This window comes from Chelativorans sp. ZYF759, from assembly GCF_012911015.1.
Classification (GTDB): domain Bacteria; phylum Pseudomonadota; class Alphaproteobacteria; order Rhizobiales; family Rhizobiaceae; genus ZYF759.
On sequence record NZ_WVVV01000004.1, the window covers coordinates 165,102 to 177,249 of the forward strand.

The following is a 12,148-nucleotide window of genomic DNA, read 5'->3' on the forward strand; positions in this document are numbered from 1 at the left end:
TCGGGGAGAAGCGCGATGAACATGAAGTTCGGTGTCCACAGCCTCGTATTCTCCGACCGGTGGGACGGAGAAACGGCGCCGGCGATCTGCCGAAAGGCGGCCGAGATCGGCTACGATCTGATCGAGGTGCTGATGTTCGACCCAGCGACGCTGGACCGAGAGGCGACGCGCCGCGCGATCGCCGAAACCGGGCTCGGGCTGCGCCTCGGCATGGCGCTGGGCGCAGATGCCGACATCTCCTCCGACGATCCAGAGACTGCCAGGCGAGGCGAGCAAACGGTCGCGCTGGCACTGGAGATAGCCTCCGAACTAGGCGCGCCGGCCGTGAGCGGCATCACCTATGCGGCATTCAATACCTATTCGGCACCGCAGACGGACAGGCAGCTCGACCAAGTCGCAGCCTCCCTTTTGCGCCTCGATGGACGTGCCGGTGAGCTCGGTCTGCGGCTGGGCGTCGAGCCGGTCAACCGTTACGAGAGCTACATGGTCAACACGCTCGACCAGGCGGCGAGGCTGATTGGACGATCAGGCGGCAAGAACATGTTCGTTCATATGGATACCTTCCACATGAACATCGAGGAGCCAGACATCGCCGCCGCGATCGGCCGCAATGGCGGCCTGCTCGGCTACGCGCATGTCGCCGACAGCCACCGCGGCGCGCTCGGCACGGGCAATTTCGATCTCGCAGCCTATTTCCGCGCGCTCGCAGCCGCCGGTTATGAAGGCGACCTCACCTTCGAGGGGTTTTCCTCGAAGGTGCTGGGGCCGGATCTCGTCGGCGGGGTGCGCCTGTGGCGTGAAGCCTGGACGGATTCCGACGCGGCGGCGCGCTCTGCGCTCGATCTGATGAAGGCCGGCTGGGCGGCGGCGCAGACGGCAACGCGCGCCGCGTAAACCGGCGCAACCCATCGCAAGGGAGGCAGAAATGGATTTCGGCTTGAACGGCAAGATCGCGATCGTGACGGGCGGCGGAACCGGCATCGGGAACGCGATCGCCCGCACTTTTTCTGAGGAAGGTGCGACGGTGGTCATCAACGGCCGCGACAAGGCCCGCATTGAGGCGGCCGCTTCCGCGATCGGTCCGAATGCGCACGGCGTGGTGGCCGACCTGATGACGGCGGAAGGGTCGGAGATCCTGGCCGAACAGGCAGGCCGACTCGGCCCGGTCTCCTTCCTGGTCAACAATGTCGGCGTCTTCGACGTCAACGATTTCTTCGAAGTCTCCGACCAGCGCTGGCACGAGTATTTCGAGCACAACCTGATGACGGCGATCCGCATCACCCGCATCGTCATGAAGGACATGCTGGCACGCGACGAGGGCTCGATCTGCTTCATCTCTTCGGAGGCCGCGATCCGGTCCATCGGCAACATGGTGCCCTATTCGGTGACCAAAACGGCGATGCTCGGGCTCGGGCGTTCTCTGGCCGAGCTGACGCGCGGCACCTCGGTGCGGGTCAACAGTTACATGCCGGGAACGACCGCAACCGAATCGGTCGAGACCTATTTCGCGGATTTGGCGAAGCAACAGGGCAAGAGTGTCGAGGAGACGCTGCGCGATTTCTATCGCGAGGTGCAGCCATCCAACCTGACCCAGAAGCTGATCGATCCGGCGCTCCATGGGCGCGGCGTGATACAACTCATGACCAATGCCGCGATGAACGGTGTGACCCACCGCGCTGACGGCGGCACGATTAGGTCCATTTTTGGATAGAGCTTTTCCGTCGAGCAACACTGCCTTCAGACAGGGCGGTGTCTCAAACGCAGTTCTTGCACCGAAGATCGCCTTCGGCAGGAACAGAACTAGCTCCGGCACAAAAAGGAGCGGAAGCGCGACGGCGAGGAGCAGCGGGGCGGATTAGCGCGTTTGTTGGCCCATCTTGCGTTCCTCCGGTTCTTGCGCGCCTGTTGCAATGCGGGAGTTAGCGGGGACAGGCATGCCTACGCCGCTATGAACCGAGAGAACCATCGGAGCCTGTAACGGATTCCGGCAGGTGCAGGGATTGGCGGTGGCAGTCCTCCGCTACCATTGCATTCAATGAGTCGGGACCCTGAAGGGCCTTCTTGATGTCGCACACCGTCGCGATTGGGTCGCCCTTGAGTTTCAAGGGCTTTCGCGGAAGTGCGGCAACTCCGTCCAGCATGACGCGGGCATGGACCGCAAGGCAAGGGAAGGAAGGATGAGGCTCAATGTCGCCATTGCCATCCCGAGGGCAGCCGGAAGGGGGCGGGAGAAGCCGTCGGATGCCTTGAGGGCCACCGCCCAGACGATCTCGAGACCGCCGCGGCCACGATGAGGTAAACCCACGCCATCATGCGGTCGCTCCCCCGTCCACGGCAAGGATGGCGCCATTGACAAAGGCGCCCGCGGGACTGGCGAGGAAAGCGACCGCTTCGGCGATCTCGCCGGCGCTGCCGTAGCGGCCCAGCGGAATGAGGCTTCGCTCGGCATCGGCCTGCGGCCCGTCGGCCGGGTTCATGTCGGTATCGATCGAGCCGGGGTTCACTAGATTGACCGTGATGCCGCGTCCCCCGAGTTCCCGCGCCAGAGCCTTGGTCAGCCCGACCAGCGCGGCCTTGCTCATGGAATAAAGGCTTACGCCCGGTCCCGGGACATGACCGCCCAGCGAAGAACCGATGCAGATGATCCTGCCGCCCTCGCCCATTGAGGAGAGTACGGCCTGCACCAGCCGATAGGGTGTCCTGACATGGATGGCGAGAACGTCGTCGATCTCGTCCAAGGCGGTTTCCTCGATCGGGCCGTAAGGAAAGACGCCCGCGCTGTTGACCAGAATATCGACCCGTCCGAACCGGGCGATCGCTGCCTCGGCTGCCCGGACCGTACTTTCATCGTCGCGATGATCGGCCTGAATTGCCACGTGATCCGCACCATTCAGGCGCAGATCGGCCATCACCTGTTCAGCCGCGTCGGCGGAAGCACGATAGGTGATGGCCACCGATGCGCCGCGCGCGGCCAGCACGCGTGCTATCGCCGCCCCCATTCCGCGACTGCCGCCGGTCACGAGCGCGGCCTTGCCTCTCAGTTCCTTCATGGATCAGCCCTTTTCTGTACCTATCGGTACATAAAAGTCACCTTGTGGTTGCCGGTCAAGTGTTATTTACTGAACGGTACAGAAAGGGGTGCTCATGCCGCCAGTTGGAAGACCACGATCCTTCGATCGCGATGCCGCCCTCTTGGCGGCAATGAACATGTTCTGGGCCTTGGGATATGAGGGAACGTCGCTGACCGATCTCACGCAGGCCATGAACATCAACCGCCCGAGCCTCTACGCGGCGTTTGGCAGCAAGGAGAAGCTCTTTGCGGAGGCCTTGGCGCTCTACGAGGACATCGAAGGCGGCGTCATCACGCGCCTGCTCGACGATGCGCAGACCGCGCGTGCCGGCATCGAGGCAACGCTCCGCCACAATGCGCGTGTCTATGTCGAGGAAGGACGACCGCGTGGCTGCATGATCGTGCTTTCGCACCTGGTCGGGACACCGGAGAGCACGGAAATCCGCCCGCTCCTGGTCGCGCGGCGAGAGGCGGGAGAGGCCGAACTGGGTGATCGCATCGAGCGCGGAAAGACCAACGGCGATGTGCCCGCCGATGCCGATTCAAAAGGGCTTGCAGCTTTCTACACCACCATCCTGCAGGGCATGTCGATCAAGGCGCGCGATGGAGCGACCGAATCCGAACTGGACGAAATCGTCACCGTGGCGATGAGCGCCTGGCCCGAAAAGTTAGATCCCGAGAGTGTCGGTGAACAAGCAAACGAGACCTTTGGAACGGGCCGCACCTGGTGAAGGAGGCGATGTGAAGGCGTGAGCGGGTTGGCTCATCTCCAACACTACCGCGCTCGGTCGCCCATCGCCGAGTGGGGACGATCCCTCTCATCATCAGGGGCGATCTCGGCGCGGGTGACGAGGCCGTGCGCGGCAAGGGATTTCAGGAATGACGCCGCATCAAAGACGCCACCGGGGGCTTGAGCTCCAAAGGCGCGGATGCGGCCATCCAGGATGCGCTCGATCGCTTCGCCAACGAGCGGGGCGGTGAAGGCATAGATGTCCTGTCCGGCTGCCGACAATCGCCTGGTGGCTGAAGCGCTATGCCCTACGACTTCCACGAGGAATTTCTGCGCGGAGCGTCCGGTCTGATCGACGGGGACAGGAGACGGCGTTTCGGGGTCGCGAATGTCGGCCAGAGCGTTGCTGGTCAGATAGGTTCGCAGCCGGGACAGGCGAAGATGCCGGGCGATGACGGGCACTTCCGAGAAGGGCAGATCCACGACACGCTGCCTCGAAAACGGTGCCGGAAAATCCCACTGCGCCTCCTCCAAAGGCTGAGCCAGAGGGACGAGCTCTCCGCCAGATATTTGCAGTCGTGGTGCGGTGTTCCTTCGGCCGGTCCGCCGCGTGCCTTCCGTGGGGTGCCAATGATCCAGGGCGATGGCAATCGTCACATCGCTGATGTCCGGCTCATTCTCGACAAGTGCCGACAGCAACAGGTCCGGGAAGCCGCCAAAGAAAGCCATGGCGGGCAGAAACACCAGTTCGGCTTCCCGAGCGGCAACGCCAAACTCTTCATAGATGGCGGCCGTACTCGCCTGCTCGGCGCTCACATCCAGATAGTGAATGCCCGCTCGCAATGCCGCCGACGCCACCGGCCTTGCCGTGTCCAGGAAGGGTCCGGCACAGTTGATCACCGCGTCGACCCCGTCGAAGGCGAGGTCAAGCGACGCCTGGACGTCGGCCGATGCTTCCCGCAGCTCGACCTGTTGGGGCGGGAAGCCGGCGGCAATCAGCCGGTTTCGATCCCTGCCCACCGCGACCGGCGCCGCGCCGCGCCGCAGGAGTTCGGCAACCACGAAACGACCGGTATGGCCCGCAGCCCCAATGACGGCAATTTTCCTGCTGGCGTGATGTGTCACTGCGCAACTCCGCGATACAGACCTGTCTGTTCTGAACGATACAAACCGGTCTGTACGCCGTCAATCGATATGTGATATCGAAAGCCCTATGGCCCCCAGCGAACAGACCGCCCTCAAGGATCACCTTCTCGAAATCGCGTCGTCGCTGTTCTACGCGCACGGAATACGTGCGGTCGGCGTCGACCTGATCGTGGCGGAGGCCGGGGTGGCAAAGACCAGTCTCTACCGCCACTTTCGCACCAAGGACGATCTCATCGCCGCGTTTCTCGGCCGCGAGGACCAGCAGTTCTGGCAGACCTGGCAGGAAGTTGCCGACCGCTACGCGGACAATGCCGGGGCGGAACTCGACGCGCATCTGGAATGGATCGGAGCGCGGCTCGCACGCCCCAATTACCGCGGCTGCCCGCAGATAAACGCCGTAGCGGAATTCTCGGACCCGAAGCACCCGGCGCGGAAAATTGCTGCGGACCACAAGGCAGAGATGCGGCGGCGGTTGAAGACGATTGCGGTTCGGCTGGGCTCCGACCGCCCCGATGAGCTGGCCGGGCAGCTTGCGCTTCTGATCAACGGAGCTTTCGTCAGCGCCGGAATGCTGGCACCGGAAGAGGCCATTCCCTTGCTCCAGAATGCTGCCCGTCTGCTTCTGGCCGGGCACGCATCATGACGGTGTCCCATCGCTGGCGGCTGCCTGTCCGCCGGACACCGGCCGAGTGTTCGCCTATTGCGGCGAGGAACTGGCGACGTCCGGCCTCCGTGCCGCGAATGTCTGGACGATGCGCCAGTTCTCGCCCGCCTCTTCCTCATGGATCCAGCTGAATCCGGACGAAGAAATATCGCGGAAGGTCCACCGGCGCGCGGGTTGGATCCCTTCTGTGGTCTCCAATACGACCATATCGCCCTTCTGCCGTGCAACGAAGGTCAAGACGGCTCCGTGCATGGGGCCGATCCAGGTCGAGCGCCATCCGCCGAGCGAAGCGTCATAGAAGCGCAGGCTCGTGCCATACTCATAGGCGCCGACGTCGCGCTTGCCACGCGGCGGGACAATCCAGACATCCTGGATGGCACGGCCTTCCAGCACCCGGGAGAAATGCCACTCGCCGTCCTCCTGCCTCACAAGATCGCCGTCCGGGCCGAACCACCGCACGACGAGCGCCCAACTGCCGAGGAACGGCTCGAATATCCTTTGGGCGTCCGGGACGTCGGCGTGGGCCGCGGGCGAGATCAAGGCGTCCAGAAAGGCATGTGGATCCATAAGCGTTCCGATCTTTGGGGGCAGTTGGTCTGCCGCTATGCGCAACGTTGTCTTGCCGGGTGAAAATTGGATTGGGACACTGCCGGTTCTAGCCTTCTCCCGGATCATGGGGTGGCAATGCCGGCGCGGTCAGGCCCTCGAAAGGGTCGCTCCAGGCTCGTATAGCCTCCAGTTGCCGGTACCAGCGTTCGATAGAGGCATGGCGCTGAAGGGGGAGATGGGCGGCGTCGTTGAACGGAAGAAAGGTCGCCATCCGGAAGTCCGCGTAGGAGACTTCATCGCCCAGCAACCATGCGCGATGTTCCAAGGCGGCATCCAGAAGCGCAGCACTTTCCTCAAAAAGGGAAAGCCCGGCCGACACCGCGGCATCGTCGACAGGGCCAATTCCATAACGCTGCTTGGTGCCGCGCTCGAAATGCACCATGTCGCAGGCCCTCACAAAGTTTTCCTTGCCCCAGCTGAGCCATTGAATCATTTCGGGCTCCCCGCTTCCCGAGCGCCAGAACGCATGTCCCTGCTCCCTGGCAAGCCGGCAGGCAATCGCATCGGCTTCCCAGACACTGCCTTCGGGCACCAGCAGAATGGGCAGCCTGAGATTGGGATTGAGATGGCGGAACCTGCCAGCGTTTCCAGGAGCGAGTGGAGCGGCAAATTCGAACTCGATATCGGCGCTCAGATATTTTGCCACGGCGACAGCGAGACGCGGATTGGGATTCCGGCTGAACAGCAGCTTCACTGAACCACTCCCCCAGGAGCACAACTCTCCTCCGGTATTGATCCAAAGCCGGATTTCTGTCGAGTGCCCCCTCAGTTGGCAACTGACATTCTGCCTCGCACTCTGGCCGAGATCTCGCCCGTCCCGGCGGCCGCAAAGCCCCCCTCACCTGCCGCGATGGATGCGCGCGCCCAGCTCAGTCATAGATCTCGATCTTGCCGTCCATTGGAAGCGGACGCTGCTTGGCCATCAGCCGAGGCAAAGCGATCCTGCCTCGGCAGCCGCATGACAGCTCCTGGGATGTTCGTCCCGCCCCCTAACGTATCCGCAATGCGAGTGCCCGGCTTGGCACCGTATCGGCTCGCCCCGGCATGGAGACGTAGCTCGGCGTCTCCTCCAGAACATCCCATGTCCCGGACGCCCGCAATTGCTCCACGCGCGCCTTGAAACCGTCCTCCCAGAGGCGATCCTTGACCGTGATCACGATGACGCCGCCAGGGCGCACCACACGAATGAGTTCGTCGAGCCCTTCCGGGCCCACATGTCCGACCGTGAAGACGCCGGCGCAGACCGCCCCCGCGAAATGGTCGGTCGGCAGTGGCAGCTCCTGCCCCATCGCGGCGCTGTGAAGCGCATCGTAGACGCCCTTGCGGCGTGCGACCTCAAGCATGCCTTCCGAGATGTCGAGCGCCTCGGCGCCCGAATAGCCCACGATCTTCAGCCATTCGCCAATCAGCCCGGTGCCGGCGCCGGCATCGAGGATAGGGCCTGAGCCGTGGCCCAGGTGACGGCAGAGCAGGGCGAGGCAGATCGTCGGGTGCCGATAGCCGAGCGACGACATTTCGGAATCGTAGTTTTCGGCCCATGCGTCGTATCGGCGCGCAACGTCTTCCGGGCTGCTCGCGTCATAAACGCTATCGAGATTTTCTGCCTTGCGGGGGGAAGACATTCGCTGCTCCTTCTCATGTTGTCCGTGCGGTTGATACCCTCCTTCGCCTCGCATTGGAACCGGACGCCCCCTGAAGGGGCCTCGCAACCTTCCCATCGGCGCCTCGCCTGCTATGGTCCCCGTCCCGCAATCAACCAAGGAGAATGGGACAGGATGAGTGGATCGGAGGCTGTCGAGGCACTGCGCAAAATTCCAGGTTACGAGCACGTTTCGCCCCAAGGCGTCGAGCGGCTCGGCGGCATGACCAACCGGGTCTATCGCATCGTCCTCGACGGCGCTGACGGGGATATGGTGCTGCGCATCCCCGGCGAAGGGACCGAAGAATACATCGATCGCGACGTCGAGGCCCACAACACGCGTGCGGCGTATCGCGCCGGGGTTTCGCCCGAGGTCTTCTTCTGCAATCCCGCGTCCGGCATCATGCTCACGCGCCATGTGGCCGGGACGACGATGACGCCGGACCTGTTTCGATCGACCCCAGGTGGTCCCACCCGCGCGGCCCTCGCCTTCAAGCAGCTGCATCAGAGCGGCGAGACATTCGAGTTCCGTTTCGAGCTCTTCGCGATGATCGAAGACTATCTCAAGGTGCTGGCCCGGCTCGGCGCCGAGCTGCCCGAAGGCTATCATGACGTCGTCAGCGAGGCGGCTTCCGTGCGTGAAGCGATCGAGGCGCATCCGGCCAGGCTCGCGCCGTGCCATTGCGACCCGCTCTGCGAGAACTTCCTCGATACCGGCAGCCGGATGTGGATCGTGGACTGGGAGTATTCCGGCATGAACGATCCGCTCTGGGATCTCGGAGACCTGTCAGTCGAGGCGGGATTCGACGCAGCACAGGACGAGGAGATGATGACCGCCTATATGGGCACCACCGTTTCGGAGGCCGCATTCGGGCGCATGGTCATCTACAAGGCGATGTGCGATCTCCTATGGACGCTGTGGGGCCTCATCCAGCACGCCAACAACAACCCCGCCGAGGATTTCTGGGCCTATTCGATCACCCGCTTCGAGCGCTGCAAGCAGCTGATGGCAGAGCCCGCTTTCGCCGCTCACCTTGCAGCCGTCAGGCGGGGGTGAGGGCAGCATCGATCGGCCGGCTGTCGCCGGCAGGCGTTCTGATCACGACGCCTTCACGCTCCAGTGCCTCTTGCGTGACGGGCGGCGGCGCCCTGTCCGTGACGATCATGTCAAGCCGCTCCAGGGCGAGCGCGGCGACCGGAGCGCGCAACAGGAACTTGCTGTGGTCGGCCACCACCATGGTGCGTTCCGCCCGCGCGGCCATGGCTCTCGCCGTTTCAGCTTCCGGCAGATGGTAGTCCATCAAGCCGGTTTCGGGATGGATCCCCCCCGCCGACAGGATGGCGCGGTCGACGCGGAAGCGCGTCAGGAAGTCGATCGCCGCTTCGCCGAACACCGCGCCGTCATCGCCTCGGATTTCACCGCCGGCCACATAGACCTTGTTGCCTTGCCCGCCCGCCAGGATGCGGCCGATCTCACCATTATTGGTGATGACAACAAGATTGCGGCGGCGCGTCAGGGCGCGGGCCACGAAGACCGTCGTGCTGCCCGTGTCTAGCATCAGGCTGTCGCCATCATGGACCTCGGCGGCCACCAGTTCGGCGATCATCCGCTTCGCCTGTGCATTCATCCGCAGCCGTGCCGCAAACGGATCTTCATGGAGGCGGGAGGCTGGCATCATCGCACCGCCATGGACCTTGTCGACGAGACCCTTGTCCGCCAGGACTCTGAGGTCCCGCCTGACTGTCTCGTCGGAGACGCCGAGGTGCTGCATGAGCTCTGCAACACGGCATGAGCCGTTTTGTTGGACGAGGGTCATGATCGCCCTGTGGCGTGCGGTCCAATGCATCATCGGCGTCTCGGGTTCCGGCTCAGTAAGGTGCTGCTGACGCCATCTTGGCGTTGCACGATGCACTCATCAAGTCATTCTGTGGCAATTTGTGGGTTCTGGATTGACTAGTGTGGAGTTCAGTCGTCTTATTTGTGACGCAGTCAGGGGCAGGGTCCGGAGCGCTAAAACGGCGAACGGGTGCAGACCCGCAGGGAGTGCTGGGCCTGCTCGGAGTTCATGAGCCGCCGGTTCTGTTCTCGTCCAAGCCTGCGACGCGGCGCGCCAACATCGCGTCGCCCAGAGGGAACAAGAAACGGAGAGAACGACATGAGCAAGCCTACAGCCACCATAAGGACAGGCATCCTTGCACTCGCATCGGCCGGCCTTCTTGCTGCAAGCAGCCTGGCGACGCACGCGCAGGATTATCCCGAATCGTCCGACCCCATCCGCATCACGCTTCACGACTGGACGGGCCAGCACGTCACTTCGCGCATCATGGGCTCGGTTCTCGAGGAGATGGGCTACAACGTCGAATACATCCAGGCCGACTATCTGGCTCAGTTCGCCGGTCTCGAGAGCGGCGATCTGCACGTAGCCATGGAAATCTGGGAGACGACCGGCAAGGATGCGCTCGACGCTTCCCTGGCGACCGGCGACACGGTGGACCTGGGCGAGACGGGCATGGAGGCCATCGAGGAGTGGTGGTACCCACTCTACGTCAAGGAGGATTGCCCGGGTCTTCCCAACTGGGAGGCCCTCAACGATTGCGCTGAACTTTTCGCGACGGCGCAGACGAGCCCGAAGGGACGTTACCTTGGCGGCCCGGTGACCTGGGGCGGATATGACGACGAACGGGTCGAAGCTCTGGGACTGGATTTCGAGGTCGTCCATGCCGGCACGGATGCCGCGCTCTTCGCCGAAGTACAGTCGGCCTATCAGCGGCAGCAGCCAATCCTGGCCTGGATCTACACGCCCCACTGGGCCCCGATCCAGTTCGAAGGCGAATGGGTTGAATTCCCGCCTTACGAAGACGCCTGCTACGAAGATCCCAGCTGGGGCATCAATCCCGACATGGCCTATGATTGCGGCAAGCCGCGCGGCTGGATCAAGGCCGTAGGCTGGGCGGGCGGCGAGGAGAAATGGCCGGCCGCATACGAGGCCATTCGCAACTTCCAGATCACCAACGAGGAAATGGGCGATCTCATCGGAAAGATCGATCTCGACGGCATGCCGACCGAGGCCGCCGTTCAGGAGTGGATGCAGTCCAACGAGGAAGCCTGGCGCGCCTGGGTCCCGCAAAACTGAAGAAACCAACCTGCCCGGTGATCACTCGATCACCGGGCAGCTCATCTTCTTCGATCCGACGCACCCAAGAACAGGGCCAGTCGGGCGCGAATTTCCCAAATGATCTCTCAGGATAGCCCTCTTGAAGGAACCCAAACTCAGTTGCCGCAATGTCTGGAAGCTGTTCGGCAGCGGTGGCCAGGCTTTTCTGACTGAACACGGGCATGCGCCCAGCCCCGATGACGTCGCGCGAGCCGGCCATATCGCGGCGGTACGCGATGCGAGTTTCGACGTTCATGTCGGCGAAATCTTCGTCATCATGGGGCTGTCGGGGTCGGGCAAGTCCACCATCGTGCGCTGCATGTCTCGCCTGATCGAGCCGACGGCAGGCGAGATCCTGCTTGACGGGCAGAACCTGCTTGCCTGTTCGGAGGACGAACTGATCGAGCTTCGCCGGCACAAGATGGGCATGGTGTTCCAGCATTTTGCGCTGCTGCCGCATCTCACCGTATTGAGCAACGTCGCCTTTCCGCTCGAGATCCAGGGCATGGACCGCGCGAGGCGCGAGACCCGAGCACGCGAAGTCATCGAACTGGTCGGTTTGAAAGGCCGCGAGGATTACTTCCCGCGCGAACTCTCGGGCGGCCAGCAGCAGAGGGTGGGTATCGCCCGGTCCCTGGCCGTGGAACCCGAAATCTGGTTCCTCGACGAGCCGTTTTCCGCACTTGACCCGCTTATCCGGCGCGAGATGCAGGACGAGTTCCTGCGCCTCCAGCAATTGCTCAACAAGACCATCGTCTTCATTACGCATGATTTCGACGAGGCGATCCGGCTCGCCGATCGTATCGCGATCATGAAGGACGGAGAGATCGTCCAGATCGGGAAACCCGAGGAACTGGTGATCAAGCCGGCCACCGATTACGTGGCGGAATTCACCCGTGGGGTAACGCGGGCAAAGGTCATGACGGCTGCCACGGTAATGTCACCCGCCCAATCCGATGTGTCGTTTGGCGGCGACGTCGCGCCGGGAGCCCGGATCGCGGAGATTGCCGGCCGGATCATCCACGACGACAAGCCCTATGCGGTGCGCGACAGCGACGGTCACCTCCTCGGCCAACTCGATCGCGAAGCCATCATCAATGTCCTGGCAGACGAGGGATGATCCCGTGAGCGTTGC

13 protein-coding genes are annotated in these 12,148 nt (G+C 63.2%); 7 read left to right on the plus strand and 6 right to left on the minus strand.

Annotated elements, in window-relative coordinates; all coding sequences use genetic code 11:
* The first annotated feature begins 15 nt into the window (after positions 1–15).
* Positions 16–894 carry a sugar phosphate isomerase/epimerase gene (locus GRZ55_RS08655; RefSeq protein ID WP_169286499.1) on the plus strand — a complete coding sequence of 293 codons (879 nt, stop codon included), beginning with the start codon at positions 16–18 and terminating at the stop codon, positions 892–894.
* 31 nt (positions 895–925) lie between these two features.
* Positions 926–1,711, plus strand: coding sequence for an SDR family NAD(P)-dependent oxidoreductase (locus GRZ55_RS08660; RefSeq protein WP_169286500.1), 786 nt, complete (start codon positions 926–928; stop codon positions 1,709–1,711).
* A 598-nt stretch (positions 1,712–2,309) separates the two neighbouring features.
* Here GRZ55_RS08660 and GRZ55_RS08665 read toward each other — a convergent pair.
* Positions 2,310–3,050 (minus strand): SDR family NAD(P)-dependent oxidoreductase, encoded by a 741-nt coding sequence (locus GRZ55_RS08665; RefSeq protein WP_169286501.1) that lies wholly within the window; start codon positions 3,048–3,050, stop codon positions 2,310–2,312.
* Between the two features lie 94 nt (positions 3,051–3,144).
* On the opposite strand from GRZ55_RS08665, the gene GRZ55_RS08670 reads away from it, so the two are divergent.
* A complete protein-coding gene (locus GRZ55_RS08670; RefSeq protein WP_169286502.1) occupies positions 3,145–3,801 on the plus strand; it encodes a TetR/AcrR family transcriptional regulator in 657 nt (218 codons plus the stop codon).
* Between the two features lie 44 nt (positions 3,802–3,845).
* Here GRZ55_RS08670 and GRZ55_RS08675 read toward each other — a convergent pair whose 3' ends face one another.
* A complete protein-coding gene (locus GRZ55_RS08675) occupies positions 3,846–4,925 on the minus strand; it encodes a trans-acting enoyl reductase family protein (protein ID WP_368856601.1) in 1,080 nt (359 codons plus the stop codon).
* Between the two features lie 88 nt (positions 4,926–5,013).
* Here GRZ55_RS08675 and GRZ55_RS08680 point away from each other — a divergent pair, with 88 nt between their 5' ends.
* Positions 5,014–5,589 carry a TetR/AcrR family transcriptional regulator gene (locus GRZ55_RS08680; RefSeq protein ID WP_169286503.1) on the plus strand — a complete coding sequence of 192 codons (576 nt, stop codon included), beginning with the start codon at positions 5,014–5,016 and terminating at the stop codon, positions 5,587–5,589.
* Positions 5,590–5,643: 54 nt separating this feature from the next.
* Here the strand turns inward: GRZ55_RS08680 and GRZ55_RS08685 are convergent, their stop codons facing one another.
* From GRZ55_RS08685 to GRZ55_RS08695, 3 genes are all read right to left on the minus strand, one after another.
* On the minus strand, positions 5,644–6,285 hold the full coding sequence (locus GRZ55_RS08685; protein ID WP_169286504.1) for a hypothetical protein: 642 nt from the start codon (positions 6,283–6,285) through the stop codon (positions 5,644–5,646).
* Entirely contained in the window at positions 6,266–6,913 is a 648-nt protein-coding gene (locus tag GRZ55_RS08690; protein WP_169286505.1) for a glutathione S-transferase family protein, read from the minus strand. The genes GRZ55_RS08685 and GRZ55_RS08690 overlap by 20 nt, the downstream gene beginning before the upstream one ends.
* Before the next feature lie 295 nt (positions 6,914–7,208).
* Positions 7,209–7,841, minus strand: a complete 633-nt coding sequence (locus GRZ55_RS08695) for a class I SAM-dependent methyltransferase (protein ID WP_169286506.1) — start codon at positions 7,839–7,841, stop codon at positions 7,209–7,211.
* A 153-nt stretch (positions 7,842–7,994) separates the two neighbouring features.
* On the opposite strand from GRZ55_RS08695, the gene GRZ55_RS08700 reads away from it, so the two are divergent.
* The gene (locus GRZ55_RS08700; protein WP_169286507.1) at positions 7,995–8,915 is read left to right on the plus strand and encodes a choline/ethanolamine kinase family protein; all 921 of its coding nucleotides are present in this window, start codon (positions 7,995–7,997) and stop codon (positions 8,913–8,915) included.
* Here the strand turns inward: GRZ55_RS08700 and GRZ55_RS08705 are convergent.
* Positions 8,902–9,708: a DeoR/GlpR family DNA-binding transcription regulator gene (locus GRZ55_RS08705; RefSeq protein ID WP_169286508.1), complete on the minus strand. Its 807-nt coding sequence runs from the start codon at positions 9,706–9,708 to the stop codon at positions 8,902–8,904. The two genes, GRZ55_RS08700 and GRZ55_RS08705, sit on opposite strands and share 14 nt — an antisense overlap.
* Before the next feature lie 306 nt (positions 9,709–10,014).
* Here GRZ55_RS08705 and GRZ55_RS08710 point away from each other — a divergent pair, with 306 nt between their 5' ends.
* Positions 10,015–10,992: an ABC transporter substrate-binding protein gene (locus GRZ55_RS08710; RefSeq protein ID WP_169286509.1), complete on the plus strand. Its 978-nt coding sequence runs from the start codon at positions 10,015–10,017 to the stop codon at positions 10,990–10,992.
* 121 nt (positions 10,993–11,113) lie between these two features.
* Entirely contained in the window at positions 11,114–12,133 is a 1,020-nt protein-coding gene (locus tag GRZ55_RS08715; RefSeq protein ID WP_169286510.1) for a glycine betaine/L-proline ABC transporter ATP-binding protein, read from the plus strand.
* The last annotated feature ends 15 nt before the right edge of the window (positions 12,134–12,148 follow it).

Bases quoted from the DNA above. Each gene is read 5' to 3' on its own strand.
- GRZ55_RS08655 (WP_169286499.1), top strand. From the start codon at position 16: ATGAACATGAAGTTCGGTGTCCACAGCCTCGTATTCTCCGACCGGTGG.
- GRZ55_RS08660 (WP_169286500.1), top strand. From the start codon at position 926: ATGGATTTCGGCTTGAACGGCAAGATCGCGATCGTGACGGGCGGCGGA.
- GRZ55_RS08665 (WP_169286501.1), bottom strand. From the start codon at position 3,050: ATGAAGGAACTGAGAGGCAAGGCCGCGCTCGTGACCGGCGGCAGTCGC.
- GRZ55_RS08670 (WP_169286502.1), top strand. From the start codon at position 3,145: ATGCCGCCAGTTGGAAGACCACGATCCTTCGATCGCGATGCCGCCCTC.
- GRZ55_RS08680 (WP_169286503.1), top strand. From the start codon at position 5,014: ATGGCCCCCAGCGAACAGACCGCCCTCAAGGATCACCTTCTCGAAATC.
- GRZ55_RS08685 (WP_169286504.1), bottom strand. From the start codon at position 6,285: ATGATCCGGGAGAAGGCTAGAACCGGCAGTGTCCCAATCCAATTTTCA.
- GRZ55_RS08695 (WP_169286506.1), bottom strand. From the start codon at position 7,841: ATGTCTTCCCCCCGCAAGGCAGAAAATCTCGATAGCGTTTATGACGCG.
- GRZ55_RS08700 (WP_169286507.1), top strand. From the start codon at position 7,995: ATGAGTGGATCGGAGGCTGTCGAGGCACTGCGCAAAATTCCAGGTTAC.
- GRZ55_RS08705 (WP_169286508.1), bottom strand. From the start codon at position 9,708: ATGATGCATTGGACCGCACGCCACAGGGCGATCATGACCCTCGTCCAA.
- GRZ55_RS08710 (WP_169286509.1), top strand. From the start codon at position 10,015: ATGAGCAAGCCTACAGCCACCATAAGGACAGGCATCCTTGCACTCGCA.